Genomic DNA, 26703 nt, shown 5'->3' on the forward strand with positions numbered 1-26703 from the left:
CCATGTCCTCCCCTGCCCTCGCCCTGCCAGACGGCCGCGTTCTCGCCGTCGACGACCTCACTGTTCGCTTCTCGACTTCCGAGCGCACGGTCGATGCCGTCAAGAACCTCTCCTTCCACGTCGACCACGGTGAAACGCTCGCGGTGGTGGGCGAATCAGGCTCGGGCAAGTCGGTGACCTCGCTGGCGCTGATGCGGCTGGTGGAGCACGGCGGCGGCCGCATCCTCGGCGGGCGCATGGCGTTTCGCCGCCGCAACGGCGAAGTGCTCGACCTGGCGCAGGCGCGCGACGCCGAGATGCGCAACATCCGGGGCGCGGACATCGCGATGATCTTCCAGGAGCCGATGACTTCGCTGAACCCGGTGTTCACCGCCGGCGAGCAGATTGCCGAGGCCATTCGCATCCACCAGGGCAAGAGCAACGCGGCCGCGCGCGCCGAGGCCTTGCGCATGCTGGAGCTGGTGCGCATTCCCGAAGCGCGCAACGTGCTCGACCGCTTTCCGCACCAGCTCTCGGGCGGCATGCGCCAGCGCGTGATGATCGCGATGGCGCTCTCGTGCAAGCCGCAGCTGCTGATTGCCGACGAGCCCACCACTGCCCTCGACGTGACGATTCAGGCGCAGATCCTCCAGCTCATTCGCGAGCTGCAGAAGGAGATGCGCATGGGCGTGCTCTTCATCACGCACGACATGGGCGTGGTGGCCGACATTGCCGACCGCGTGCTCGTGATGTACCTCGGCGACAAGGTGGAGGCAGGCAGTTCCGACACGGTCTTCGCCTCCCCCCAGCATCCGTACACGAAGGCGCTGCTGTCGGCCGTGCCCAAGCTCGGCGCCATGCAAGGCACCGACCTGCCCGCCAAATTCGAACTGCTGCGCACCGAAGGCAGCCCCGACGCCGTGCCGGTCACCGACACCACACCGCAAACCACGGTGCGCGAAGAAGCCGGCCCGATCCTGCGCGTGCGCGACCTCGTGACGCGCTTCGACGTGCGCAGCGGCTTCTTCGGCCGCGTGAAGCGCCGCGTACATGCGGTCGAGAAGATCAGCTTCGACCTCTACCCCGGCGAAACCCTGGCGCTGGTGGGAGAGTCGGGCTGCGGCAAGTCGACCACCGGCCGCTCGCTGCTGCGCCTGGTCGAGAGCCAGAGCGGCGCGATCGAGTTCGGCGGCCAGAACATCCGCGAGCTGCCCACGCGCGAACTGCAGGCGCTGCGCCGCAATATCCAGTTCATCTTTCAGGACCCGTTCGCCTCGCTCGATCCGCGCGTCACGGTGGGTTTCTCGATCATGGAGCCGCTGTTGATTCACGGCATCGCCAAGGGCGCCGAGGCGCAGCGGCGCGTCGACTGGCTATTGCAGAAGGTCGGCCTGCCGCCCGAGGTGGCGCAGCGCTATCCGCATGAATTCTCGGGCGGCCAGCGACAGCGCATCGCGATTGCGCGTGCATTGGCGCTTAACCCCAAGGTGGTGGTGGCCGATGAATCGGTGTCGGCGCTCGACGTGTCCATTCAGGCGCAGATCGTCAACCTCATGCTCGACCTGCAGCGCGAGCTGGGCGTGGCATTTCTCTTCATCTCGCACGACATGGCGGTGGTCGAGCGCATCAGCCACCGCGTGGCCGTGATGTACCTCGGGCAGATTGTCGAGATCGGCCCGCGCCGCGCCGTGTTCGAAGCACCGCAGCACGCCTACACCCGCAAGCTGATGGCCGCGGTGCCGGTGGCCGACCCGTCGCGCCGCCACAAGCCGCGCGCGCTGCTCGAAGGCGAGATTCCCAGCCCTATTCGCGCCGTGGGCGACGAGCCCGACGTGCCGCCGCTGGTACAGGTTGCGCCCGGCCACTTCGTGGCACGGCACGCCATCGGCGGAGCCTTCTGATTTTTCAACCCGCAGGCCCTCTCCTGCTTTTTTTTTCTCGAACCGACTGGAGCTCTTTCCATGAAGCAATCTTCTTCCTCCCTGCGATGGGCATCGGCACTGCTGGGCCTGGCCGCTCTGACAATGACCGGCACGGCAATGGCCGCGAAAGACGCGGTGCTGTCGATCGGCTACCAGCCCGAAACGCTCGACCCCTACAACACCAACACGACCATCACCACAGCCGTGACCAAGACCTTCTATGAAGGCTTGTTCCAGTTCGACAAGGACCTGAAGGTCCAGAACGTTCTGGCCGAAGGCTACGAGGTGTCGAAGGACGGCCTGGTCTACACCATCAAGCTGCGCCAGGGCGTCAAGTTCCACGACGGCACCGATTTCAACGCTGAAGCCGTCAAATTCACGCTCGACCGCGTGCTGAACCAGGACAACAAGCTGCTGCGCTACAACCAGTTCAACCGCGTGAGCAAGGTCGAGGCGCTCAACCCCACCACCGTGCGCATCACGCTCAAGGAGCCCTTCGGCCCCTTCATCAACTCGCTGGCCCATGCCTCGGCCGCGATGATTTCGCCCACCGCGCTGAAGAAGTGGGGCAACAAGGACATCGCCTTCCACCCCGTGGGCACCGGCCCGTTCGAATTCGTCGAGTGGAAGCAGACCGAAGCGGTCAAGGCCAAGAAGTTCGACGGCTACTGGAAGAAGGGCTATCCCAAGGTCGACACGGTGCAGTGGAAGCCCGTGCTGGAGAACAACACGCGCGCCGCCATGCTGCAGACCGGCGAAGCCGATTTCGCATTCCCGATTCCCTACGAGCAAGCCGAGCTGCTGAAGAAGAGCGACAAGCTCGAAGTGGTAGCTATTCCTTCGATCATCACGCGCTTCCTGGCTTTCAACATGCTGCAAAAGCCCTATGACAACCCGAAGGTGCGCGAAGCCATCGGCTATGCCATCAACAAGGAAGCGCTGGCCAAGGTTGCATTCGGCGGCTATGCCTTCCCCGCACAGGGCGTGTTGCCGCAGGGCGTGAAGTTTGCCGAGAAGATGGCACCCATTCCCTACGACGTGAAGAAGGCCAAGGAACTGCTGGCCGAAGCCGGCTACCCGAACGGCTTCGAGTCGGTGCTGTGGAGCGCCTACAACAACACGACCAGCCAGAAGACCATCCAGTTCGTGCAGCAGCAGCTCGCGCAAGTGGGCATCAAGCTGCAGGTGCAGGCGCTCGAAGTGGGCCAGCGCACCGAGATGGTCGATGCATGGCCCGACGCCAAGACGGCCAAGGTGCGCATGTACTACACGGGCTGGTCGTCGTCGACCGGCGAAGCCGACTGGGGCCTGCGCCCGCTGTTCGCCTCCGAAGCCTGGGCGCCCAAGCTGAACAACATGTCGTTCTACAAGAGCGAGGTGGTGGACAACGCACTGGCCAAGGCGCTGATCACCGTGGACGACAAGGAAAAGGCCGCGCTCTACAAGACCGCGCAGGAAGAAATCCGCAAGGACCTGCCGCGCGTGCCGCTGGTGACCGAGCAGAACCTGTCGGCGCATTCCAAGCGCCTGTCGGGCGTGCACGTGATGCCTGACGGCAACATCAACATCGACGCGATCTCGATTAATTGACCCACCCCCGAAGCCCCGACGAGGCCTGATCGCCTGTATGCCATGCTGAATTACTTTCTCAAACGACTGTTGGGGCTGATCCCGACGCTGCTCATCGTGGCAGTGCTGGTGTTCCTGTTCGTCCACATGCTGCCGGGCGATCCGGCGCGCCTTGCCGCCGGCCAGGAAGCCGACGAGCAGACCGTGGCCATGGTGCGCGCGGAGCTGGGCCTGGACAAGCCGCTGCCGCAGCAGTTCGTGAGCTTCTTCACCCACATGCTGCAAGGCGACTTCGGCACCTCGATCCGCACGCGGCGGCCGGTGTCGACGGAGATCGGCGAGCGCTTTTTCCCGACGGTGATGCTCACCATCACCAGCATGGTGTGGGCGGTGATTTTCGGCATGGGCATCGGCATCGTTTCCGCGGTGTTCCGCAACCAATGGCCCGACCGGCTCGGCATGACGCTGGCCGTATCGGGCATCTCCTTTCCCGCATTTGCATTGGGCATGCTGCTGATGCAGATCTTTTCGGTTCAGCTCGGCTGGCTGCCCACCGTGGGCGCCAGCAGCTGGAAGCACTACATCCTGCCTTCGATCACGCTGGGCGCGGCGGTGGCCGCCGTGATGGCGCGCTTCACCCGCGCATCCTTCGTCGAAGTGATCCAGGAAGACTTTGTTCGCACGGCGCGCGCCAAGGGCGTGCGCGAGCGCACGGTCATCATCAAGCACTGCCTGCGCAATGCGCTCATCCCGGTGGTGACCATGATGGGCCTGCAGTTCGGTTTTCTGCTGGGCGGCTCGATTCTTGTCGAGGCGGTGTTCAACTGGCCCGGCCTCGGCCGCCTGCTAGTCGACGCGGTGCAGATGCGCGACTACCCCGTCATCCAGACGCTGGTGCTGCTGTTCTCGCTCGAATTCATCCTGATCAACCTGGTGGTGGACGTGCTGTACGGCTACATCAACCCCACCATCCGCTACAAGTGAGGCAGCCGACATGACGCAAGCTTCCGGCGTGTCTGCCGAAATCACCGTTCCGCCCGTGGTGGCGGTTCAAACCGCGGGCAAGGTCCGCACGCCCTGGGGCGAATGCTGGCGCCGCTTCAAGAAGCAGCCGGTGGGCATCGTGGCGGCAGTGTTCGTGCTGCTGCTGGTGTTCGTTGCGGTGTTCGCGCCGTGGATCGTGCCCTTCGACGCGGAGAATTTCTTCGACTACGACATGCTGAACACGGGGCCCTCGGCCACGCACTGGTTCGGCGTCGATCCGCTGGGCCGCGACATCTTCAGCCGCATCCTGATGGGTGCGCGCATTTCGCTCATGGCCGGCTTTCTGTCGGTGCTGGTGGGCGGATTCGTCGGCACGGCCTTCGGCCTGCTCGCGGGCTACTACGAAGGCTGGTGGGACCGCATCGTGATGCGCATCTCCGATGTGCTGTTTGCCTTCCCCGGCATCCTGCTGGCGCTGGGCGTGGTCGCCATCCTCGGCAGCAGCATGACCAACGTGGTGGTGGCGGTGTCGGTGTTCAGCGTGCCGGCGTTCGCGCGGCTGGTGCGCGGCAACACGCTGGTGCTCAAGCAGCAGACCTACATCGAGGCCGAGCGCAGCATCGGCGCATCGGACTGGACCATCATCGTGCGGCACATCCTGCCGGGCACCATTTCGTCGATCGTCGTGTATTTCTCGATGCGCGTGGGCACCTCGATCATCACGGCGGCCAGCCTTTCGTTCCTCGGCATGGGCGCGCAGCCGCCGACGCCCGAATGGGGCGCGATGCTCAGCGAAGCGCGCGCCGACATGGTGACCTCGCCGCACGTGGCGCTGTTCCCGAGCCTGGCCATCTTCTTCACCGTGCTGGCGTTCAATCTGCTGGGCGATGCGCTGCGCGACGCGCTCGACCCGAAGATCGACCGCGAATAAATTCCCTCTTTCATGTCGTCAACCACCCTGCCTTACATCGGCAATTTGCTCCAGGGCGCACGCAACGCCATCACCGATGTCGAAGGCGTCACGGTCGGCCACCAGACGCTGGACGACGGTGCCGTGCAGACCGGCGTGACGGTGATTCGTCCGCACGCCGGCGATCCGTTCCGCGACAAGGTGCCGGCCGCGGCCGTGGTGCTGAACGGCTTCGGCAAGAGCGTGGGGCTGGTGCAGCTCGCCGAGCTCGGCGTGCTCGAAACACCGATTGCGCTGACCAACACCTTCTCGGTCGGCACGGTGGCCACGGCGCAGATCCGCCATTGCGTGGCCGCCAATCCCGAGTGCGGCCGTTCGCTGCCAACGGTCAATCCGCTGGTCTTCGAGTGCAACGACGGGTTTCTGAACGACATCCAGCGAATGGCGGTGAGCGAGGCCGATTACCTCTGGGCCTACGACCGCGCCGGCGAAGAGTTCGCGCAGGGATCTGTTGGCGCCGGACGCGGCATGTCGAGCTTCCAACTCAAAGGCGGCGTTGGCAGCGCGTCGCGGTGCGTTTCGGCGCACTCTGGTGTGCACACCGTGGGGGCGCTGGTGCTGGCCAACTACGGGCGGCAACCTCAACTCGTGCTGGCAGGCCATTCGGTCGGCGAGCGGCTCGGCAGACTGCCGGGCACGCGCGGCGCCGGGAACATCGCGAACGATGCGGAGAAAGGCTCGATCATCATCGTGATCGCCACCGATGCTCCGCTCGATGCGCGCCAGCTCAAGCGCCTGGCCTTGCGCGCCGGCGCGGGCCTCGCACGCACAGGCTCGGTCTTCGGCCACGGCAGCGGCGACATCGTGCTGGCCTTCTCCACCGCCTACACCGTCCCCGATGGCGTCGAGCGGCCCATGCCCGCGGTGGCAATGGTGCACGACGGGCTGCTCGATGGTCTCTTTCAAGCGGCGGCCGACAGCACCGAGCAAGCCATTCTCCATGCGCTGTGGCGCGCCACGCCGGTCACGGGTCGCGAGGGCAACCACCGGCCCGCGCTGCACGCCCTGCTGCCGCCTTCGGCCCTCTGAACTGCAAAAGCAAAAGATGAAAGTCCTGATCTCCACCGACATCGAAGGCGTGGCCGGCGTCTACCACCCCGAGCAGACGCGCGCTGGCAACGGCGAATTCGAACGCGCCCGGCTCTTGATGGCGCACGAGGCCAGCGCGGCCGTGGCCGGTGCGTTCGACGCAGGTGCAACCGAGGTGTGGGTGAACGATTCGCACGGCGGCTTTCGCAACATGCCGCCCGACCTGCTCGATGCGCGCGCGCGCGTGATCCAGGGCAAGCCGCGGTATCTCAGCATGGTTGCGGGTGTGGATGAAGGCGTCGACGCCCTGTGCATGATCGGCTATCACTCGCGCGCGCAGGGCCGCGGCATCCTCGCGCACACGATCAACAGCTTTGCGTTCGCGGGCATTGCGCTGAACGGCGTGGAGTACGGCGAGGCCGGACTCTACGGTGCGTTGGCCGGTGAATACGGCGTGCCGGTGGTAATGGGCAGCGGCGACGATGCGTTCATCGAGGAGAACCGCGCCCTCTTCCCGAATGCCGCGTTCGTGCAGACCAAGCGCGCGACGGGATTCACGAGCGGTGTGTCGCTGTCCCCCGAACAAGCGCGTGCCGCAATTCGCAAGGGTGTCGCCGAAGGGCTGGCCGCGCGCGCAGCTTGCAAGCCCTTGGTGTTCGCCGGAACACAGTCGGTCACGCTGCGCACGCAATCCCCCGCAATGGCCGACCTGTTCTGCCAATGGCCGACCTTCGAGCGCGTCGATGGCGTCACGCTGCGCTTTACGGCCGGCACGGTTGAGGCGGCGGTGCGAATGCTGAACTGCTGCTCCGCGATGTCGTCGATGCTGCGCTGAAAGGAGCCTGCGTTTCAGGGCATGGCAGCCAGCGCACTCAGCACGCGGTGCGCCGCCTTCACGCGCTCGGCGTTGGGGTAGTTGCGGTTCGCAAGCATCACGATGCCGATGCGTTTCGATGGCACATAGGCCACGTAGGCCCCGAACCCATTCGTCGAGCCGGTCTTGTTGACGAGCACGTCGTCGCGCTCGTCGCGCCCGTCGCGCCCGTCGCGCATTTGCACGGGCCGCTCGATGCGCTTCACCTCATTGGGCTTGAGCGAAATCTCTTCCGAGTTACCGGCCAGCAAGTGGTCCAGCGGCGTGGGCCATGCATACATTTCCCAGCCCAGCCCCTGCGTCATGTCGCCGACCTTGTAGTAGCCCGTGTGCGTGGCTGCAATCGCGCGGTGCAGCGGACCGACCGGGCGTGAGCCGTACGCGATGTTCACCTCGACGAAATGCAACATGTCGGCAGCGGTGCTCTTCACGCCATAGGCCTGTGCGTCGAACATGCCCGGTGTGACGCGCACCGCCTTGTCGGCCTTCGAATAGCCCCACGCGTAGTTGGGCATCTCGTGTGTCGGCACCTTGATGTAAGTGTGCGAGAGGCCGAGTGCCGGGAACAAGCGCTTCTGCATGAGGCTGACAAAGGGCTCGCGCATGCTGCGAGCGGCCAGCTCGCCGAACAAGCCGATGCTGGGGTTCGAATAGAGGCGCTGCGCGCCGGGTTCTGCAGTGGAGCGCCAGTTCTTGTAGTACGCGGTCATCTGCCGTGCATCGTTCACACCGTCGGGGAACTGCAGCGGCAGGCCGCCGGCTGTGTAGGTGGCGAGGTCGAGCACGTGAACGCGGTCGAACTGGCTGCCGGCCAGCTCGGGAAAGTATTTGCTGGCGGGCTCGGAAAAAATCAGCGTGCCGCGCGCCTGCGCCCAGGCGCCGAGCGTTGCGGTGAAGGTCTTGCTGACCGAGCCCAGTTCGAAGAGGGTGCGGTCACCCACGCGTTGCCCGCTCTCCTTGGACGCCACGCCGTAGTTGAAGACATGGCGCTGCCCGTGCACGGTAACGGCTACGGCCATGCCGGGAATCTTCTGCTCTTCCATCAACGGCCGGATCACCTCGTCGACCACCTCGCCGACCACCTCGGACAGCGCGCGGGGGGCGGCACCGCCGGCAGCGAACGCGCTTGCGGAGCAAATCAGGGACAGGACGGCGACAAGCCCGATGCGCGGCGCGCAGGCCATTTTTTGTCTCGAATTCATCGGCCGATTGGAAACCATCCTGCCGCGCCGGTTTACGCTTGCGCCGTAACCGCTGTATCGCGCGCTTCCTAGAATCAACGGTCCGGAGCCTCATTTTCGGTGCCCGGCCTTATCCGGAATAAGCATTCAACCGCCCGCAAACCCGCATGGGCATTGGAGAATAAGCTTATCCGCATAAGGCGCGAACCAAAAAATAGTTTGCTTCCATAAGGCGTGCTTTCAGAATCTCGGCTTCTTGCTGGGGCGCCCCGTTGGACGTGCGGCACCGCACTTCTTCAAGACTCACGATGTACCAATACACAGACTTCGATCGCCAGTTCGTCCATCAACGGGCAGCCCAATTCAGAGACCAGCTCGAGCGCTGGCAAAAGGGCCGTCTCCACGAAGACGAGTTCCGCCCCCTGCGCCTGCAAAACGGCTGGTACGTGCAGCGCTACGCGCCGATGCTGCGCGTGGCCGTGCCCTACGGCGAGCTTTCGAGCCGCCAGCTGCGCGTGCTGGCCCGCATTGCCCGCGAGTACGACGAGCCCGAGGCCGAGGTCTACAAGAAGGCGCTGGAAACCCAGGGCCTGCTCGGCACCAAGAAGCTGCCCACGCACTACGCCCACTTCTCGACGCGGCAGAACGTCCAGTACAACTGGATTCCGCTGGCCAAGTCGGCCGACGTGATGGACCTGCTGGCTTCGGTCGACATGCACGGCATTCAGACCAGCGGCAATTGCATTCGCAACATCACGAGCGACGAGCGCGCCGGCATTGCGGTCGACGAAATTGCCGACCCGCGCCCGTTCGCGGAAATCATGCGCCAGTGGAGCACGCTGCACCCCGAGTTCGCGTTCCTGCCGCGCAAGTTCAAGATTGCCATTACCGGCGCCACCGAAGACCGCGCCGCCACAGGCTGGCATGACGTGGGTCTGCACGTGGTGAAGAACGAGGCGGGGGAAATCGGCTTTCGCGTGCAGGTGGGCGGTGGCATGGGTCGCACGCCCATCATCGGCACTGTGCTGCGCGAGTTCCTGCCCTGGCAGCAGATCATGAATTACCTCGAAGCGGTGATTCGTGTCTACAACCGCTACGGCCGCCGCGACAACATCTACAAGGCGCGCATCAAGATCCTGGTGAAGGCCGAAGGCCAGCGCTACATCGACGACGTGGAAGCCGAGTACAAGCAGATCCTCGAGCACGACGGCGCGCCGCACACCATCACGCAGGAAGAGTACGACCGCGTGGCCGCCTCCTTCGTGCCGCCGACGCTCGCCACCCGCGTGCTGCAAAGCGCCGAGAAGACCGACGCCGAGCTGCGCGCCCACGCCGCGGACGACGTTCAGTTCGCCCGCTGGCTGGCCCGCAATGTGGCCCCGCACAAGAACCCCGCGCTGCGCGCCGTCACCTTGTCGTTCAAGCGCCTGAAGCAGGCGCCCGGCGATGCCTCGGCCGACCAGCTCGATACGCTCGCCGTGCTGGCCGACCGCTTCTCGGCCGGCGAAGCCCGCGTGACGCACGACCAGAACATCGTGCTGCCCTGGGTGCATGCCGAAGACCTGCATGCGCTGTGGCTCGCCGCCCGCGCGGCCGGCTTTGCCAGCGCCAACGTGCACCTGCTCACCGACATGATCGCCTGCCCCGGCGGCGACTTCTGCGCGCTGGCCAATGCGCGCTCCATTCCCATTGCCGAAGCCATTACCGAGCGTTATCAGGACCTCGACGAGCTCGACGACCTGGGCGAGATCGACCTGCACATCAGCGGCTGCATCAACTCGTGCGGCCACCACCACAGCGGCCACATCGGCATCCTGGGCGTCGACAAGGACGGCAAGGAGTGGTACCAGGTCAGCCTCGGCGGCTCCGACGGCTCCGCGCTCAGCGGTGCGCCGCAGGCCGGCAAGGCCGTGGGTCCCTCGTTCTCGGCGGCCGAAGTGCCTGGCGTGATCGAGGCCGTGCTTACCACCTACCGCGACACCCGCGAAGGCGGTGAGACCTTCATCGACACCCTGCGCCGCGTCGGCCACGACCCGTTCAAGGCCGCGACCAACGGTGCGCGGTTCAAGGTGGAGGAAGCAGCATGAACCGCAAGCTGAACATCCTGGCCGCCGAAGAACACATCGATGACGGCGACCCGAAGGTCCTGCAGCTGCCGAACGACGCCGATCCGCTCGCCATCGAGGTGTGCCTGGAAGACATCGAACGCATCGACCTGAACTTTCCGAAGTTCACCGACGGCCGCGCCTACAGCCAGGCCTTTCTGCTGCGCCGCCGCCTGGGTTTCAAGGGCGACATCCGCGCCACCGGCGACGTGCTGATCGACCAGCTGGTGCAGATGGAACGCACCGGTTTTTCGAGCGCCGTGCTGAAAGAAGGCGTGGACGCCTCCGACGCGCAGCGCCAGTTCGACCGCTTTGCCGCCTTCTACCAGGGCGACGCGGTGCAGCCGGCGCCGCACTTTGCGGCCAGCAACTGAGTCCGCACAGGAAACTTCGACATGAGCATTGCCACGGACATCGACTTCGCACGCATCAACGCCGAGCTCGGCCGCAACGCGGAGGGCCTGGTGGACTGGGCAATCGGCCTGGGCCAGAGCGCGATCGTCACCACCAATTTCCGCCCTTTCGAAGCCGTGATCCTGCACATGGTCACGCGCGCAAAGCGGGATGTTCCGGTGGTCTGGATGGACAACGGCTACAACACCGAGGCCACCTACCGCTTTGCCGACGAGGTGACCAAGCAGCTGGGCCTGGACTTGCATATCTACCTGCCGCGCCGCTCGCGTGCGCATCGCGAAGCGGTGGAGGGCCCGACGCCGGCGCTCGACGATCCACGCCATGCCGCGTTCACCGAGGAGGTGAAGCTGGAGCCCTTTGCCCGCGCGTTGCGCGAGACGGCGCCGAAGGTCTGGTTCACCGCGCTTCGGGCCACCGACACGGCCGTGCGCGCGCAGATGGACCCGGTCAGCGTCAACCCCGATGGCCTGATCAAGGTCGCGCCGCTGCTGCACTGGTCGTCCAAGGATTTGTACGAGTACTGCGAAGCGCATGGCCTGCCCAACAACTTCGACTACGTGGACCCGACCAAGGGCGAAGACAACCGCGAGTGCGGCTTGCATCTGTCGCACTGAACGATCGATCTCCGCCTCCAGGACCCCATCCGATGAACGCCCGTACCGAAGCCGACCTGCTGCAGCCGCCCATGCATTCACCCGCGAACCTGTCCAACACGCACCTCGACGCGCTGGAAGAAGAAACCATCTTCATCCTGCGCGAAGTCGCGGCCGCCTTCGAACGCCCCACCCTGCTGTTCTCGGGCGGCAAGGATTCGCTGGTGCTGCTGAAATGCGCCGAAAAGGCTTTCGGCGTCGGCCGCATTCCTTACCCGCTGCTGATGATCGACACGGGCCACAACTTCCCCGAAGTCACGGCCTATCGCGACCAGCGCGCAAAAGAGCTGGGCGCCGAGCTCATCGTGCGCAGCGTCGAGGACTCGATGGCGCGCGGCACCGTGCGCCTGGCGCATCCGGGCGAATCGCGCAATGCGCACCAGTCGGTCACGCTGCTCGAAGCCATTGAAGAATTCCGCTTCGACGCGCTGATTGGCGGCGCCCGCCGCGACGAGGAAAAGGCGCGCGCCAAGGAGCGCATCTTTTCGCACCGCGATTCCTTCGGCCAATGGCAACCCAAGGACCAGCGCCCCGAACTGTGGACGCTGTTCAACACGCGCCTCGCACCGGGCGAGCACTTCCGTGTGTTCCCGATTTCGAACTGGACCGAGCTCGACGTGTGGCAATACATCGAGCGCGAGCACGTCGGCTTGCCGTCGATCTACTACACGCACAAGCGCGAAGTGGTCGAGCGCCGCGGCCTGCTGGTGCCGGTGACCGAACTCACCCCGCCGCGCGACGGCGAAACGGTGCGGGTGCGCGACGTGCGCTTTCGCACCGTGGGCGACATCACGACCACCTGCCCGGTCGAGAGCCTCGCAGCCGATGCGGGCGACGTGGTGCTCGAAACGCTGTCGGTCGAAGTCAGCGAACGCGGCGCCACGCGCATGGACGACATGACCTCCGAAGCATCCATGGAAAAACGAAAGAAAGACGGTTACTTCTGATGAGCGCGACGACCACTGCAAACCCCGCTACCGCCGAAATCCACGGCGACACCGGCACCGCCCTGCGCTTCATCACCTGCGGTTCGGTCGACGACGGCAAGAGCACGCTCATCGGCCGCCTGCTGGTCGACAGCAAGACCGTGCTGCAAGACCAGCTGGCGGGCGTGCAGCGCGGCGGCGAAACCGATCTGGCCCTGCTCACCGACGGCCTCTCGGCCGAGCGCGAACAGGGCATCACGATCGACGTGGCCTACCGCTACTTCTCGACCGCCAAGCGCAAGTTCATCATCGGCGACGCGCCGGGCCATGAGCAGTACACGCGCAACATGGTCACCGCCGCCTCGGCCGCCGATGCCGCCGTGGTGCTGGTCGATGCCACCAAGCTGGCGTGGGCCGCCGAGGTGGAAGACGGCACCGTGGTCAAGCGCGAGCTGCTGCCGCAAACCCGCCGCCACACGCTGCTGACCCACTTGCTGCGCGTGCAGTCGATCGTGTTCGCGGTCAACAAGCTCGACGCCATCGATGATGCCGGCCTGGCCTTCGAACGCATTTCGACCGCGCTGAACGCCTTTGCCGAAGCGGCCGGCGTGCAGGTGGCCGCCATCGTGCCGATCTCGGCCCTCAAGGGCTGGAACGTGGCCACGCGCCATGCCGACTGGGTGGGTTACGAAGGCCCCAGCCTGCTCGAGCTGCTCGAGGAACTGCCGGTTACCGTGCAGGACGAGGCCGTGCCCTTCGCCTTCCCGGTGCAGTGGGTCGAAAAATTCCCTTCTTCGGCCGACACCTCGCAGGGCCGCCGCGTGTTCTGGGGCCGCGTAGCCTCGGGCCATGTGGAACCCGGCCAGCGCGTGACCGTGCTGCCGAGCAACCAGACCGCCACCGTCGCCCAGGTGCTGAGCCACACGCGCCAGCCGAAGGTGGTTCATGCGGGCCACAGCGCCGGCATCGTGCTCGACCGTGAAGTGGATGTGTCGCGTGGCGACTGGCTGCTGGCGCCCGGGGCCTTCGAGCCGGTGCGCGAAATCACCGCCACCGTGGCCTGGCTCGACGACGAGCCGCTGGTTGCGGGCCGCGTGTATTGGGCGCTGCAGGGCCATCGCTGGGTGAAAGCCAAGGTGGCGCGCATCGTCGATCGCGTGAACATCACCACGCTCGAATCCGAGCCCGCGACGCAGCTGGAGGCCAATTCGATCGGCGACGTGGTGCTTGCGCTGCAGCAGCCGCTGGCCGTTCTGCCCTTCACGCAATCGCGGGCATTGGGCTCGCTGGTGCTGGTCGATACAGCCACCCACAAGACCGCTGCTGCCGTGCTCGTGCAGCCTGCCGCCGCAAAGGCCTAAAATCTGGGGTTTTCCCGACCTCACACTGACGCTAAAAGACAAATGACCCACGTCGTCTCTGAAGCCTGCATCCGCTGCAAATACACCGACTGCGTGGACGTATGCCCCGTGGATTGCTTCCGCGAAGGTCCCAACATGCTGGTGATCGACCCGGACGAGTGCATCGATTGCGCGGTCTGCATCCCCGAATGCCCGGTCAATGCGATCTACGCCGAGGAAGACCTCCCGGCCAACCAGATCGCCTTCATCAAGCTCAACGCCGAGCTCGCGCTGGCCGACGGCTGGAAGAGCATCACCAAGCGCAAGCCGGCCCTGCCCGACGCCGAAGAGTGGAAAGACAAGACCGACAAGGTCGGCGAACTGGTCCGTTGAACCCCGAAGGCCGAGCCCCCATCGAAACCGACGCGCTCATCATCGGCGCCGGTCCGGTCGGGCTGTTCCAGGCCTTCCAGCTCGGCCTGCTCGAGATTTCCTGCCACATCGTCGATGCGCTGCCCGCCGCGGGCGGCCAGTGCGTGGCCCTCTACGGCGACAAGCCGATCTACGACATTCCGGGTACGCCGGCTACCAGCGGGCGCGATCTTGCGCAATCGCTGCTGCAGCAGGTTACGCCGTTCAAGCCGCAGTTCCACTTCGGCGAGCAGGTCGCCACCCTCGCCCGCCAGGCCGATGATCGCTTGCTGCTGACAACGTCGGCGGGCAAGGCTTTCCTGGCCAAGACCGTGTTCATCGCCGCTGGCGTCGGTGCCTTCGTGCCCAAGCGAATTGCCATCGAAGGCACTGCGCAGTTCGAAGGCAGCTCGCTTTTCTACCACCCCGATTCGCTGGACCGCTTTGCCGGACAGACGGTGGTGGTGAACGGCGGCGACGACGTCGCGCTGGAAACCGCCATTGCGCTCACGGGTATTGCCAAACAGGTCACGCTGGTGCACCGGCGCGACGGCTTCCAGGCCGACGAAGGCCTCGTCGCTTCGATGCGCGCGCTGGTCGCCGAAGGCAAGCTGGCGTTCAAGGTGGGCCAGCCCATTGCCTTCGACGGCAAGCAACTCCAGATCACCACGCCTGACGCGACCACGGTCGATCTACCGCTCGACGCACTGATCGCCTGCCTTGGCATTTCGCCCCGCCTCGGCCCCATTGCCGATTGGGGCCTGGAGCTCGAACGCAAGCAGGTGCCGGTCGACACCGAGAAGTACGAAACCCGCGAACGCGGCGTGTTCGCGGTGGGCGACGTCAACACCTATCCGGGCAAGAAGAAGCTCATCGTCTGCGGCTTCCACGAGGCCACGCTGGCCGCCTGGGGTGCCACCGCCATCGTGTTCCCCGGCAAGGCCGTGCCGCTGCAGTACACGACCACCAGCACGCGGCTGCACGAGCTGCTGGGCGTGGCTGGCACTGCTTCCCCCTAGGCAGCAAAGCCAGGCAGCAAAGCCCGGTATTCGTCGATGAAGCTGCCGATGGCGGCGACGAAGTGGTCGATGTCCGCGTCCGGCAAGGGCAGCGACAGCACCACGAAACCCCGCGGCGAGGCGTAGATGCCCTGGCTCAGCAGGTGGAAGAACAGCAGTTGGCGGACTCGTCCATCCACCGCCGCCAGATCATCCACACGCCGCACTTCCCCTCGGAGGAAATGCGCATTCATCAGCGAGCCCACGCCGGTGAATTGCATGGCCACGCCCTCCTTCGCGCACAGCGCATTGAGCCGCGCACGCATCGCCTCACCGCGCTCGGCCAGCGCGCCGGCCGCCTCGGGCGTGAAGAGTTTCGTGAGGCCGGCATACCCGGCCGCCATGGTCATCACGTTGTTGTTGAAGGTGCCCGAATGGGAGAGCGAGCCCGTGCGCGGGTCGAACTGCGCCATCACATCCGCACGCCCGCCGAAAGCGCCGAACGACATGCCGCCGCCGATGTACTTGCCAAGTGTGGTGAGATCAGACCGGATGCCCAGCTTGTTAGCGAGGCCGTTCGGCGCAAGGCGCGAGGTCATGACCTCGTCGAAGATCAGCAGCGCGCCGACCTTCGTCGCGCCATCGCGGAGTGCCTGAAGGAAGTCGAGGCGCCCCGGAATGCAGCCGCTCGCACCCTGCATCGGCTCGACCAGAATGGCGGCGATCTCCGGCCCATGCTTGGCGATCTGCTCGCTCGCTGCCTGCGCGTCGTTGTAGGGCAGCACCAGGAAGTCGAACGGCACGGTCGTCGGCAAGGGCTTGGCACCGAAACCGAGCACGCCACCGTGATAGCTGCCCGAAAACACCACGATCTTTCGCCTTCCCGTGAAGTGCAGTGCGGCCGTGAGTGCCATCAGGTTCGCCTCGGTGCCCGAGTTGGTGAAGCGCAACTGCTCGATCTGCGGAAAGCGCTCGCAGATGGTCTTTGCAAGCCGCCCTTCGAGCAGGTTGTGACCCGTGAGGTTGATGCCGCCCTGCATCGCCTCTATGACGGCATCGCGGATCTCGGGCGCCGAGTGGCCGTAGACGCCGGCCGTGTACTCGGCGATGAAGTCCGCATAGCGGTGACCGTCGGCATCCCAGAGCGCGGCGCCCTCGCCCTTGGCGATGGTGAGCGGAAACGGCGGGTAGAAGAGCACCGAGCGGCTGTTGGCGCCGGGCATGTAGCGCGCCTGCTCCTCGAACTGTCGCCGGCTCGCGGGGTTGCCGTCGGTGAAGCGTCGATGCGCCTCGGCAAGGGCTTGGTCGATTGCGGCGTCGGTCATGGCTGGTCCTTCGAAAGTGGGATGGCAGGCTCTCGCCTCCGATTAATTGATCAGTGCTCAATTAATATTATTTATACAATCAATTTAACCGCCGCACAATGCCAGCATCCATGAAAAAAACCGCCTCCGAGCCCAAACCCAAGACCGCCGGCCGGCCCGCCGGCGGCGGCGCGCTGTCGAAGCGGCGCATTGCCGAGGCCGCGCTGGCGCACATCGACGAGTTTGGCCTTGGCGCTTTCAGCATGCGCGAGATCGCGGCGCGGCTGGGCGTCTATCCGGCCACGGTGCACTGGCATGTGAGCACGCGCGAGGCGCTGCTCGCTGAAGTGGCCGCCATGGTGATGGCCGATGTCACGCCGCCGCCCGCCAAGCAGGCCTGGCAGGAATGGATCGCGCAGCTGTTCCGCCGCTGCCGCGCCGCGGTGCGCCGCCACCCGAACGTGGCGCAGCTGCTGGGTGCGCAGCTGGTGTCGAACGGCAGCCTGCCCATCGAGCTGGTGGAAGGCGTGCTCGCGGCCCTGGTCGAGGCCGGGTTCGAGGGACAGCCGCTGCTGGAGGCCTACAACTGCGTGATCGCGGCCATGCTCGGCTTCGTGACGATGGAGTTCTCCCCCCTGCCCTCGGACAACACCCAGGCCTGGGCCGAAGAGCTGCGCGAGCGCGTCCACACCATTCGCCCGCTCGATCACCCGGTGCTCACGCGCAACCTGCCGCTGCTGGCCAACCAGGCCTTCATCGTGCGCTGGGACAACGGCAGCACCGTGCCGCTGGACAGCAGCTTCGAGCGCCATATCCAGATCGTCGTCGATGGTTTGGAAGCTTTCGCGCGCAGGCTCGTACAATAGTTTCCGCTTTGCGCCACGGCGCGGAGCACCACCGCTAGGGGTGTCGAACCGGAATCCGTTCCGGGGCTGACTGAGAGAGTCCCTTTGAACCTGACTGAGGTAATCCTCGCGCAGGGAAGCTGGTCCGGCGGCCTGTCGCGTTGTCTCGCGCGATGGCTCCGCCGCCGGAGCCTCGCCCACCTGCCAAACCTTTTGCATTGGAGCAACTGGATGGCACACGACGACTTTTCTTCCGCCAACGAGGCGCTGACGCCCTTGCCCGCGTCGCAGCGCGCGTTCGGCTGGCACGACCACGCATCGCTCTGGTTCAGCCTGGGCGTCGGGCTGCTGGTAATGCAGATCGGCGCCTACCTGGTGCCGGCGGTGGGCACGCGCGACGCGACCATCGCCATCGTGCTGGGCTCGCTGCTCGGCGCGGGCCTTCTGGCATGGACCGCGCGGCTGGGCTGCGAAACCGGCCTGGCGAGCGCCGGGCTGATGCACGCCACCTACGGCAGCGCCTTCGCGCGGCTGCCGGTGCTGCTCAACATCGTGCAGCTGGTGGGCTGGACCACTTTCGAGCTCGTGATCATGCGCGAGGGCACGCAGGCCATCGGCCAGCAGGCATTCGGTTTGACGCTCACCGGGCCGCTGGGCGGCGCCCTCACCACGCTGCTCTGGGGCGCGGTGCTGTTGGCGCTGCTCGCAGGTTCGATGGTCAAGCTGGTGCGTCGCTTCGTGAGCCGCTTCGGCCTGCCGCTGGTCGTGCTCTCTCTGCTCTGGCTCACCTGGCAGTTCGCGACGCGGCTCCAGGCCAAGGGGCTGGACGCCTTCTGGGCGCGGCCGGGTGCCGGCGGCATGGGCATGTTCGGCGCGTTGGACCTCGTGATCGCCATGCCGGTGTCATGGTTGCCGCTGGTGGCCGACTATGCCCGCCACGGCAAGCGCAGCGCGGGTGGTCTCGGCAGTGCATTCAGCGGCACCTGGCTGGGCTACGCGCTCGCCAACATCTGGTGCTATGCCCTCGGCGTGATGGTGGTGAGCGTGGCCGAGCCGGGCACGGGCCTGGTCACCGCACTGCTGCTCGCACAGGGCGGGCTGGTGGCGCTGGGCCTGATCCTGATCGACGAACTCGACAACGCATACGGCGATGTCTATTCGGGCTCGGTGTCGACGCACAGCCTGCTGCCGCGCTGGAGCGTGAAGCGATGGGGCCTGCTGCTGGCCGCGCTGTGCATTGCGCTCGCGCTGGTGCTGCCCATGCACACGCTCGAACCCTTCCTGCTGCTGCTGAGCTCGGTGTTCGTGCCGCTCTACGGCGTGATCCTGGGGCGGCTGGGTACAGGCCAGGCCGTCTCATCGGCCGGCAACCGCCGGGTCGACCTGGGCGCGGCGCTGATCTGGATTGCGGGCATCGCGGTCTATCACGCCTGTGCCAAATGGGCGCCGCAGTTCGGCTCGGCGCTTCCGACGCTGGCAGCCACCTTTCTGCTGGCGTGGATCAGCCGGCCCAAGCCGACGTCTACAACGGCAGGCGGTGCGTCGGTACTGGCGCAAAGCCGTGGTTGAGCGGACCGTGTCCCGCACCGATGCGCACATTCGCACCCGCGGCCATGGCGCCGAGCACGAACGCGCGTGCGTGCTCCACGGCCTCGGGCAACGCCAAGCCCAGCGCCAGGTGCGCGGCAATCGCGGACGACAGCGTGCAGCCGGTGCCATGCAGATTGCGGCTCGCGATGCGGGCCGAGGCCAAACGCTTGCGGACGCCACCGCGCCCCAACAGCACGTCGACCACTTCGTCGCCGGGCAAGTGGCCGCCCTTGAGCAGCACGACTTGCGCGCCGAGCGCCAGCAATTCTTCGGCCGCATCGTCGAGCGCATCGATGCCGTCGATGGCATGGCCGATGAGCAAGGCGGCCTCGTCGAGATTGGGCGTGATCACCATGGCGCGCGGGAACAGCTCGCGCACCAGCACCTGCACCGTCTCGGCAGCAATCAGGCGGTCGCCGCTGGTCGCGACCATCACCGGGTCGAGCACCACGTTGGGCAGCCGGTAGTGATCGATGGCCCAGGCCACCACGTCGACCACCTCGGGCGCATGCAGCATGCCGAGCTTGACCGCATCGACGCCGATGTCTTCGACCACCGCCTGGATCTGCGCCTTGAGAAAAGCCGGCGGCACGCCGTGAATGCCCGACACGCCGAGCGTGTTCTGCGCGGTGAGCGCGGTGATGGCCGTCATGCCGTAGCAGCCGAGCGCCGCGAAGGTCTTCAGATCAGCCTGGATACCGGCACCGCCGCCGCTGTCGGAGCCGGCGATCGAGAGCACGCGCGCATAGCGCAGGGGCGCTTGCGGCGCGGCGTCGGAAAGTGCGTGGGTCATATCGAAAATTATCGGCGACTGGCCCTGCCTTGCTCCCTCCCCTTCCGGGGGAGGGGTGGGGTGGGGGCAAGCGGCGTATGCATCGGGCGCTCTGGCTGCCCCCATCCCGGCCTTCCCCCAGAGGGGGAAGGAGCAAAGCCATGAGCCTTCCATTTCAATCCGCCGCCATCCTCGGCGCGGGGCTGATGGGCCGGCTGCTCGCGGTCACGCTGGCGCGGGCGGGTTGCAAGGTCGAGCTGTTCGAAGCAGGCAGCCCCGAGGCGGAAGGCGCGGCCGCGCGGGTGGCGGCCGCAATGCTCGCGCCGCTGGCCGAGTCGGCCGTGACCCCGGTGTCTGTCGTGCGCATGGGCCAGTACGCGTTGAGCCGCTGGCCCGAACTGCTGGCGCCGCTGGCACAACCTGTGTTCTTCCAGCGCGAAGGCACGCTGGTGCTGTGGCATCGGCAGGATGCCGCCGAGGCAACGCGGCTCGCGCGCGTGCTGGCCCGAACCGGCGCACAGGTGCCCGAACTCGCCGCGATGCAGACGCTCGACGGCTTGGGCATTGCCGCGCTGGAACCTTCGCTGGGCCAGCGCTTCGCACAAGGGTTGTTCCTTCCGGGCGAAGGCCAGCTCGACAACCGTGCATTGCTTGCCGCACTGCTCGCTACGTTGCAAGCCAGCCCCGATGTGAAACTGCATTGGCAATCGCCACGCGCACCGGAAGATTTTTCTCCAGGCACGCCCGGCCAGCCCGAGCGAGTGATCGATTGCCGCGGCCTCGGCGCCAAGCCTCAATGGAGCGCACTGCGCGGCGTTCGCGGCGAAGTCATTCGCGTGCATGCACCGGAGGTGGCATTGCAGCGGCCGACGCGGCTGGTGCATCCCCGCTATCCGCTCTATATCGCGCCCAAGCCCGGCGGCGTGTTCGTGATTGGCGCGACCGAAATCGAATCGGACGACATGTCGCCTGCCAGCGTGCGCTCCACGCTCGAGCTGCTGAGCGCCGCCTATGCGGTGCACAGCGGTTTTGCCGAAGCCCGCATCCTGGAGATTGCAACGCAGTGCCGCCCCACGCTGCCCGACAACCTGCCCGCCATCCGACAGCCGCACCCACGCGTGCTGCAGATCAACGGGCTGTACCGCCACGGTTTCATGATCGCGCCCGCCGTGCTCGACGCCGCCATGGAGCTGCTGATGCATGGCCGCTCCGCGCTCGCGCAAAGCCTTGGCCTGGAGATTTTCGACACATGACGATCGACGTGCTGATCAACGACAAGCCTTTTGCGCTACCCGAAAGCGCCACGCTGGTGGATGCGCTCGCCGCGCTGAACGCCGTGCCGCCTTTTGCGGTGGCCGTGAACCGCGAATTCGTACCGCGCTCAGCCTATGCGGCGCGCGCACTGCAACCCCAAGACCGCATCGAAGTGATCCGCCCTGTGACCGGCGGGTGAAAAAACGACATAGCGACGGAGACAACACACACCATGACCACCTCTTCAATCTCTTCCATTCCAGACGGCGATCCGCTGGTTCTGTATGGCCAGACCTTCCACAGCCGCCTGCTGCTGGGGACCGCGCGCTATCCCTCGCCGGACCTGCTCGAAGCCGCCGTGAAGCGCGCCAAACCCGCGATGCTGACCGCCTCCCTGCGGCGCCAGTCCGCGAGCCCCGGCGCAAGCGACAGCGGCAATGGCTTCTGGGAACTGCTGCGCCGCCTTGCGGTGCCGGTACTGCCCAACACCGCCGGCTGCCACAGCGTGCAAGAAGTGATTGCCACGGCGCAGATGGCGCGCGAGCTTTTCGACACGCCGTGGATCAAGCTCGAACTCATCGGCGACGACTACACGCTGCAGCCGGACACGCTGAACCTTGTCGATGCCGCATCGCAGCTGATTCGCGACGGCTTCCAGGTGCTGCCCTATTGCACCGAAGACCTGGTGCTGTGCCAGCGCCTTGTCGACGTGGGTTGCCAGGCGGTCATGCCGTGGGCCGCGCCCATCGGAACCGGACGCGGCCCCGTGAACCCCTACGCTCTGCAGTTGCTGCGCGAGCGGCTGAGCGTGCCGATGCTGGTCGATGCGGGCCTGGGCCTGCCCTCGCACGCCTGCCAGGTCATGGAATGGGGCTACGACGGCGTGCTGCTCAACACGGCGGTTGCGCTCGCGCAAGACCCGGTGTCGATGGCGGGCGCCTTCGCAGACGCGGTGCAGGCCGGCCGCGCCGCTTACCGCTCCGGCGCCATGGCCGCGCAAGACTCCGCGCAACCGAGCACGCCGGTGCTCGGCACACCCTTCTGGCATCACGCAGCATGACCGCATTGAACGACCATCGGGCTGTTGCCCACGCCATCGTCGCGGCCCATGGGCTGCGCTTCGGTGCCATCACGGCCGCGGCCATTTCGGCGGGCAGCTTTTCCTCGGACGACCCGGTGTACCGCGGCGCGAAGCAGGCCTGCACGGCGCTCGGCTTCATCGACATCGACGCCGAATGCCTCGCGCAAGCGTGGTGGGCACAGACGGTGCGAACCGGCGCATTCGATGCCAGCCAATGGCCCGAGACGCCTGCCGACTTCGGCATGCGTGCGTTCCCCCCCACGGCGCGCAACGACGCGTTTGCGCCCTGCCCCGAACGGCTCGGCCTCTACGCTGTGTTGCCAGACGCGCAATGGGTCGGCCGCATGGCGCGAGCGGGCGTGCCCACCGTGCAGCTGCGCTTCAAGTCGGACGATGCGGCAACCATCGAATGCGAAGTGCAGGCTGCGGTCGACGCCGTGCGCGGCACCGGCGCGCTGCTTTTCATCAACGACCATTGGCAGACGGCCATCGCCGCGGGTGCGTACGGCGTGCATCTTGGCCAGGAAGACCTCGATGCGCTCTCGCCTGCACAGGTGCGGCAGATCCGCGATGCGGGCCTGCGTCTCGGCGTCAGCACCCACGGCTATGCCGAGATGGTGCGTGCCGATGCGGTGAGCCCGAGCTACATCGCCATGGGTGCGGTGTACCCAACCACCCTCAAGAAGATGGCGACGGCCCCGCAGGGCGTGGCACGGCTTGCGGCCTATGCGCGCCTGTTGCGCGGCTATCCGCAAGTGGGCATCGGCGGCATCGATGCAGTGCGCCTGCCCGAAGTGCTTGCCACCGGCGTCGGTTCCGTTGCCGTGGTGCGCGCGCTTGTCACCGCAGAAGACCCCGAGGCCACGGCCGCGCAATGGATGGCGGCCATGAGTGCAGCCTCCGCATGAACAGAACCAGATGACAACAAAGCAGTTCCTTTTTCCCGCATGGCCGCTGTCGCCCGTTTCGCGCGCAATGGCCGCCGCCTTCCTTCTGGCCGCCTGCGGCGCGCATGCCCAGCAGCAAGCCGAGTTACCCGCCATCACGGTGAACGAAAGCAACGCGGCGCCGCAAGCCGATGTGAGCGGCTTCGGCGACGTGCCGTTGCGCGAGTTGCCGCTTTCGGCCACGGTGATCGACAGCACGCAGCTTCGCGCGAGCGGCGCGCGCCGACTTGCCGACCTCACGCAGTTCGACGCCTCGGTGACCGATGCCTACAACTCGGCCGGCTACTGGGACTACCTGACCGTGCGCGGCTTTGTGCTGGACAACCGCTTCAACTACCGGCGCGAGGGCTTGCCGATCAGCGCCGAGACATCGATTCCACTCGACAACAAGGAGCGCGTTGAAATCTTGCGCGGCACCAGCGGCATTCAGGCCGGCACCAGCGCGCCCGGCGGGCTGATCAACTACGGGGTCAAGCGGCCAACCGAACAAGACCTGCGCACGCTGCGCCTGGAAACCACCAGCCGCGGCAGCGTGCTCGGCGCGCTCGATCTTGGCGGGCGCTTCGGTGCAAATCGCAAATTTGGTTACCGGCTCAACGTGGTGAACGAAAACCTCAAGCCGCTCACGCACAACCTCGACGGCAACCGCAACATGTTTTCGCTGGCCGGCGACTGGCGCATCACGCGCGACTCGGTGCTCGAATTCGAAATCGAGCGCAGCCACAAGACGCAGCCCAGCCAGAACGGATTCAGCCTGCTGGGCAACACGCTGCCCGCACCGGTCGATCCGAAAATCAACCTGAACAACCAGCCGTGGTCGCAGCCTTCGGAATTCAATGCGCTCACCGGCAGCGTGCGCTTCAGCCAGGCGCGCAATGCCGACTGGCGCTGGAGCGCGCAGATCGGACAGCAGCGGCTCAAGAGCGATGACCGCCTGGCCTACGCGTTCGGCTGCGGCGCCGAGGGCAACTACGACCGCTACTGCTCCGACGGCACTTTCGACTTCTACGACTTTCGCAGCGAGAACGAGCGGCGCACGCAGACCGCCGGCAGCCTGAACCTCAAGGGCAACGTGATGACCGGCAGCGTGCGGCACGAGCTGGGCTTCGGGTTGCTCGCAAGCCGCGTGCGCAACCGCTTTCAGAACCAGGCCTACAACTACGCCGGCATCGGCAGCATCTGGGCCACGGCCGTGGTGCCGCCGAGCCCCGACGCGCTCACACCGCAGACCCATCGCGACGAGCGTTCGACCGAACTCTCGGTGCAGGATGCGATCCGCTGGAACGACCGCTTCACCACCTGGCTCGGCGCGCGCCATACGCGGCTCGATCGCAGCAGCATTGGCAACGACGGCTCGAGCCCGACAGGCTACAAGCAAGGCGTGACCACGCCGTGGGTTGCTGTCAGCTACGCCATCCAGCCCGGATTGCTCGCCTATGGAAGCTGGGGCAAAGGCGTCGAATCACAGGTCGTGCCGAACAGGGGTGACCAGTACAGCAACGCAGGCCAGGCGTTGCCCGCGTTGACGTCACGCCAGTGGGAACTGGGGCTCAAGGGCGGCAGCGATGTCTTCAACTGGCAACTCGCATGGTTCGACATCAAGCGGCCGATGACCAATCTCGATGCCTGCAACCGGCTCTTCATTACGCCGTGCGATGGCCGCTACGACGGCAGCGCGGTGCACCGCGGGCTCGAGGCGGGCGCGCAATGGAACACGGGGACCTGGCGTCTCGGCGGCAGCGTCACGCTGATGGATGCCAAGCGCCGCAGCAGCACCGCTGAGCCAGCTATCAACGGCCAATGGCCCACCAATGTGCCCAAGCAGGTGCTGCGCGCGCAGGCGGCCTACCGGGTCGCGTCGGTGCCGGGCCTCGAGGTCTTGGGACAGCTTTCGCACGAAGGCCGTCGCAACGTATTGCCCGATGGTTCGATCACGTTGCCCTCGTGGACGCGTGTCGATGCGGTGCTGCGCTACGACATCAAGCTGCGCGGCGTGCAGACGAGCTGGAGCATCGCCGTCGACAACCTGTTCGATCGCCGCTACTGGAAAGAATCGCCCTACCAGTTCGGCCATGTCTACCTCTTTCCCGGAGCGCCGCGCACGCTGCGCCTGGGCTTGAGCGTGTCGCTCTGAGCGACGCTCGAAAAAATCTGCAGAAATTTATCGCGGCCGTATTCGCGCACCCGAAAGGCTCAAAAAACCACGCTATAATCTGAGGCTTGTTCCTCGATAGCTCAGTTGGTAGAGCGCCGGACTGTTAATCCGTAGGTCCCTGGTTCGAGCCCAGGTCGAGGAGCCACTACAAGCCGCAAGGCCTCTGGATGCCCCGCTACCCAAAAGGTAGCGGGGCATTTCCATTTTCAGGCGGCTATTTGGCATCGCCAAAAGGCAGTGCGTTCAAGCCAACGAAGAACGCCGCATCTTGTTTCTGGCGATCTGCAGCGTCCTCGCCATTCGCCGGGGTTCATGCAGCATCTTGTTGATTTCCGCCAAGCCGTCTTCGGTGATGCGCGTCACCGTGGCTGTCCGGGCAATGTGGTACTTGCCACCTGCATCGGACGCCGGCGCGATGTCCGCTTCGACAAGCCCGGTGGCTTTCAACACGCTCACATATTGAACATCTTCGGGTCTCGTCACCACCTTGGGCAGCAAGGCAGTCTGCAGGCTTAGCAAGTAGAACAACGGCATGGCTGAACCTCGTTGGATGCGTTTTTTTCTTCGATGCCGACACCTGCCCGCATCGCTCCGTCATGGAGGACTCGAAGGTATCGCCTTGCCCTGCCCACCTTGTCAGACAGCAGTCTTGGAGCGGGTAGGATATGGGAAGTATTCACATTTATTGGAGCACACCATGAAATGCCAGCGCTGCCCCTTGGCCCTTGCCGCCAGTGCAAGGAGCACTCGGCACGCCCTTGGCAATATGACGGCCCCTACTATGCGTCGCCCCAGCCAGTGGAGCCACCCACTGTCGTCATACAGCCTCAGATCGTGATCCGGCCGTAGGCATTTGCGCGCCCGAAGACAACCAGGCGCGCGGGCTGGACGCAGGTGCTCGGCTCGTGGGGCCGCATCGACCGCGATGGCAAAGCCGCCAAGCTCAAGCGCGACCTCGTCGGGTTCTTTGCAAAGGTGGGAGATCTCATCCCGTGCTCAAGCAAAAAAAACCCAGCCCGAAGGCTGGGCGGAAGCCCTGACGATGTCGCCACGTCAAGGGCCCCGAGAGGAAAAACCAAGGATCGGGGCAACGGCAAATTAGGTTTGGAGGGCCGGCCGGGTTGTCGGACTTGGCCGACTTATGGGCCGGAAACCAGCCCGGCAATGATACTGTATTTTTATACAGTCTAGACCCCGCTCAAGAAGCTCTTCTTGGAGGCAACGGAACTAGCGTCGGCTGCTCACGCACTCTGGCACTACAGGCAAAAAATTCAATGCAGGCACTCGTGCAGCCCGTTTTACCAATTCAACAATTGCCGAATATTTGGCGCTGCGCAGTCGGCAGAACCTAGTTGAATTCAAAACTTTGCACCTCAGCCGACATGATACGAAGCCAAGCC

Annotated in this window: 24 protein-coding genes, 1 tRNA gene and 1 riboswitch; of the genes, 21 read left to right on the forward strand and 4 right to left on the reverse strand. The window is 65.7% G+C overall.

Features of this window, described 5'->3' with window-relative positions:
- The first annotated feature begins 2 nt into the window (after positions 1 to 2).
- From EJI00_RS05345 to EJI00_RS05370, 6 genes are read left to right on the forward strand one after another with little or no spacing between them, the layout of a single operon-like run.
- On the forward strand, positions 3 to 1880 hold the full coding sequence (locus EJI00_RS05345; protein ID WP_126746433.1) for a dipeptide ABC transporter ATP-binding protein: 1878 nt from the start codon (positions 3 to 5) through the stop codon (positions 1878 to 1880).
- 60 nt (positions 1881 to 1940) lie between these two features.
- A complete protein-coding gene (gsiB, locus tag EJI00_RS05350) occupies positions 1941 to 3491 on the forward strand; it encodes a glutathione ABC transporter substrate-binding protein GsiB (RefSeq protein ID WP_126746434.1) in 1551 nt (516 codons plus the stop codon).
- A gap of 42 nt (positions 3492 to 3533) precedes the next feature.
- Positions 3534 to 4454, forward strand: coding sequence for a glutathione ABC transporter permease GsiC (gene gsiC / locus EJI00_RS05355; RefSeq protein WP_126746435.1), 921 nt, complete (start codon positions 3534 to 3536; stop codon positions 4452 to 4454).
- Between the two features lie 10 nt (positions 4455 to 4464).
- Positions 4465 to 5385 carry a glutathione ABC transporter permease GsiD gene (gene gsiD, locus EJI00_RS05360; RefSeq protein ID WP_126746436.1) on the forward strand — a complete coding sequence of 307 codons (921 nt, stop codon included), beginning with the start codon at positions 4465 to 4467 and terminating at the stop codon, positions 5383 to 5385.
- A gap of 12 nt (positions 5386 to 5397) precedes the next feature.
- Positions 5398 to 6453 (forward strand): P1 family peptidase, encoded by a 1056-nt coding sequence (locus EJI00_RS05365; protein ID WP_126746437.1) that lies wholly within the window; start codon positions 5398 to 5400, stop codon positions 6451 to 6453.
- Positions 6454 to 6469: 16 nt separating this feature from the next.
- On the forward strand, positions 6470 to 7288 hold the full coding sequence (locus tag EJI00_RS05370; protein ID WP_126746438.1) for a M55 family metallopeptidase: 819 nt from the start codon (positions 6470 to 6472) through the stop codon (positions 7286 to 7288).
- 14 nt (positions 7289 to 7302) lie between these two features.
- Here the strand turns inward: EJI00_RS05370 and ampC are convergent, their stop codons facing one another.
- Positions 7303 to 8511, reverse strand: a complete 1209-nt coding sequence (gene ampC, locus EJI00_RS05375) for a class C beta-lactamase (RefSeq protein WP_126746536.1) — start codon at positions 8509 to 8511, stop codon at positions 7303 to 7305.
- A gap of 305 nt (positions 8512 to 8816) precedes the next feature.
- Between ampC and EJI00_RS05380 the strand changes: the two genes are divergently transcribed.
- Genes EJI00_RS05380 through EJI00_RS05410 form a run of 7 tightly spaced genes read left to right on the forward strand, consistent with a single transcriptional unit; the run spans position 8817 to position 15376 of the window.
- Complete coding sequence (locus EJI00_RS05380) at positions 8817 to 10595, forward strand: nitrite/sulfite reductase (protein WP_126746439.1); 1779 nt, start codon at positions 8817 to 8819, stop codon at positions 10593 to 10595.
- A complete protein-coding gene (locus EJI00_RS05385; RefSeq protein WP_126746440.1) occupies positions 10592 to 10987 on the forward strand; it encodes a DUF934 domain-containing protein in 396 nt (131 codons plus the stop codon). The genes EJI00_RS05380 and EJI00_RS05385 overlap by 4 nt, the downstream gene beginning before the upstream one ends.
- A gap of 21 nt (positions 10988 to 11008) precedes the next feature.
- Positions 11009 to 11641, forward strand: coding sequence for a phosphoadenosine phosphosulfate reductase family protein (locus EJI00_RS05390; RefSeq protein WP_126746441.1), 633 nt, complete (start codon positions 11009 to 11011; stop codon positions 11639 to 11641).
- Positions 11642 to 11673: 32 nt separating this feature from the next.
- The gene (gene cysD / locus EJI00_RS05395; RefSeq protein WP_126746442.1) at positions 11674 to 12627 is read left to right on the forward strand and encodes a sulfate adenylyltransferase subunit CysD; all 954 of its coding nucleotides are present in this window, start codon (positions 11674 to 11676) and stop codon (positions 12625 to 12627) included.
- On the forward strand, positions 12627 to 13967 hold the full coding sequence (locus EJI00_RS05400; RefSeq protein ID WP_126746443.1) for a sulfate adenylyltransferase subunit 1: 1341 nt from the start codon (positions 12627 to 12629) through the stop codon (positions 13965 to 13967). The genes cysD and EJI00_RS05400 overlap by 1 nt, the downstream gene beginning before the upstream one ends.
- Before the next feature lie 42 nt (positions 13968 to 14009).
- On the forward strand, positions 14010 to 14339 hold the full coding sequence (gene fdxA, locus EJI00_RS05405; protein ID WP_126746444.1) for a ferredoxin FdxA: 330 nt from the start codon (positions 14010 to 14012) through the stop codon (positions 14337 to 14339).
- Positions 14336 to 15376 (forward strand): NAD(P)/FAD-dependent oxidoreductase, encoded by a 1041-nt coding sequence (locus EJI00_RS05410; protein WP_126746445.1) that lies wholly within the window; start codon positions 14336 to 14338, stop codon positions 15374 to 15376. Before fdxA ends, EJI00_RS05410 begins: the two co-directional genes overlap by 4 nt.
- On the opposite strand, the gene EJI00_RS05415 is transcribed toward EJI00_RS05410, so the two are convergent.
- Positions 15373 to 16680 carry an aspartate aminotransferase family protein gene (locus tag EJI00_RS05415; RefSeq protein ID WP_126746446.1) on the reverse strand — a complete coding sequence of 436 codons (1308 nt, stop codon included), beginning with the start codon at positions 16678 to 16680 and terminating at the stop codon, positions 15373 to 15375. The genes EJI00_RS05410 and EJI00_RS05415 overlap by 4 nt on opposite strands.
- A gap of 110 nt (positions 16681 to 16790) precedes the next feature.
- Between EJI00_RS05415 and EJI00_RS05420 the strand changes: the two genes are divergently transcribed.
- A complete protein-coding gene (locus EJI00_RS05420) occupies positions 16791 to 17525 on the forward strand; it encodes a TetR/AcrR family transcriptional regulator (protein ID WP_126746447.1) in 735 nt (244 codons plus the stop codon).
- A 26-nt stretch (positions 17526 to 17551) separates the two neighbouring features.
- A riboswitch (TPP riboswitch) is annotated at positions 17552 to 17659 on the forward strand.
- 76 nt (positions 17660 to 17735) lie between these two features.
- Entirely contained in the window at positions 17736 to 19073 is a 1338-nt protein-coding gene (locus EJI00_RS05425; protein WP_126746448.1) for a purine-cytosine permease family protein, read from the forward strand.
- Here the strand turns inward: EJI00_RS05425 and thiD are convergent.
- Entirely contained in the window at positions 19027 to 19887 is an 861-nt protein-coding gene (gene thiD / locus EJI00_RS05430) for a bifunctional hydroxymethylpyrimidine kinase/phosphomethylpyrimidine kinase (RefSeq protein ID WP_126746449.1), read from the reverse strand. The genes EJI00_RS05425 and thiD overlap by 47 nt on opposite strands.
- Positions 19888 to 20027: 140 nt before the next feature.
- Here thiD and EJI00_RS05435 point away from each other — a divergent pair, with 140 nt between their 5' ends.
- From EJI00_RS05435 to EJI00_RS05460, 6 genes are all read left to right on the forward strand, one after another.
- Positions 20028 to 21119 (forward strand): FAD-dependent oxidoreductase, encoded by a 1092-nt coding sequence (locus EJI00_RS05435; protein ID WP_126746450.1) that lies wholly within the window; start codon positions 20028 to 20030, stop codon positions 21117 to 21119.
- Positions 21116 to 21319: a sulfur carrier protein ThiS gene (thiS, locus tag EJI00_RS05440; RefSeq protein WP_126746451.1), complete on the forward strand. Its 204-nt coding sequence runs from the start codon at positions 21116 to 21118 to the stop codon at positions 21317 to 21319. The genes EJI00_RS05435 and thiS overlap by 4 nt, the downstream gene beginning before the upstream one ends.
- 33 nt (positions 21320 to 21352) lie before the next feature.
- The gene (locus tag EJI00_RS05445) at positions 21353 to 22180 is read left to right on the forward strand and encodes a thiazole synthase (RefSeq protein WP_126746452.1); all 828 of its coding nucleotides are present in this window, start codon (positions 21353 to 21355) and stop codon (positions 22178 to 22180) included.
- Positions 22177 to 23109, forward strand: a complete 933-nt coding sequence (gene thiE, locus EJI00_RS05450; RefSeq protein WP_126746453.1) for a thiamine phosphate synthase — start codon at positions 22177 to 22179, stop codon at positions 23107 to 23109. Before EJI00_RS05445 ends, thiE begins: the two co-directional genes overlap by 4 nt.
- Positions 23110 to 23119: 10 nt before the next feature.
- On the forward strand, positions 23120 to 25282 hold the full coding sequence (locus EJI00_RS05455; protein ID WP_126746454.1) for a TonB-dependent siderophore receptor: 2163 nt from the start codon (positions 23120 to 23122) through the stop codon (positions 25280 to 25282).
- A 90-nt stretch (positions 25283 to 25372) separates the two neighbouring features.
- Positions 25373 to 25448: transfer RNA gene (locus EJI00_RS05460), tRNA-Asn, on the forward strand.
- Between the two features lie 98 nt (positions 25449 to 25546).
- Here the strand turns inward: EJI00_RS05460 and EJI00_RS05465 are convergent.
- Entirely contained in the window at positions 25547 to 25837 is a 291-nt protein-coding gene (locus tag EJI00_RS05465) for a hypothetical protein (RefSeq protein ID WP_126746455.1), read from the reverse strand.
- Positions 25838 to 26703 lie beyond the last annotated feature (866 nt).

Origin of the sequence: Variovorax sp. DXTD-1 (assembly GCF_003984625.1) — a bacterium.
Classification (GTDB): domain Bacteria; phylum Pseudomonadota; class Gammaproteobacteria; order Burkholderiales; family Burkholderiaceae_C; genus Variovorax.